The sequence below is a fragment of the Pseudomonas sp. PS02303 genome, assembly GCF_029959925.1.
Lineage (GTDB): Bacteria > Pseudomonadota > Gammaproteobacteria > Pseudomonadales > Pseudomonadaceae > Aquipseudomonas > Aquipseudomonas mandelii.
The window spans coordinates 1-520 of the sequence record NZ_JASCOM010000561.1; the positions used below are offsets into that span (position 1 = coordinate 1).

Here is a 520-nt window from a genome sequence, read left to right on the forward strand (position 1 = left end):
TCGGAGAAAGTGATGGTCACCAGCGAGGTCTCACCGATTCTCAATGCGGTGTCCGCCACCACGATGGTTGCTGTTGGACGCAATGTATCGATGGCGTAGTTGTTGGAATCGGTGGTGCCGCTGCCGGTGTTGCCGGCAAGGTCGGCCACGCCGGTATTGGCCAGGGTGATGACGTTGGTCAGGTCATTCACGCCGACGGTGGGCGTGAAGGTCGCGGTCCAGGTGATGCCACCGTCGCTGCTGCTCACAGCCGTCAACGTGCCATTGGCAATCGTCAGGTCAGCGTTGGTGAAACCACTGACGGCCTCGGAGAAGGTGATGGTCACCAGCGAGGTTTCGCCCGCGGTCAGGGTGGTATCGGCCAGCACAATCGTGGCCGTCGGACGCACCGTGTCGATGGCGTAGTTGTTGGAATCGGTAGTGCCGCTGCCGGCGTTGCCCGCCAGATCCGCGATGCCGGTGTTGTTCAGGGTGACCAGGTTGGTCGTATCGTTGATGCTGGCGCTCGGGGTAAAGGTCG

The 520-nt window shown here is 61.7% G+C and carries 1 protein-coding gene; it reads right to left on the reverse strand.

The features are described 5' to 3' along the window. A partial coding sequence (locus QMX98_RS34855; RefSeq protein WP_282412095.1) for an Ig-like domain-containing protein occupies positions 1-520 on the reverse strand: 520 nt, incomplete at both ends.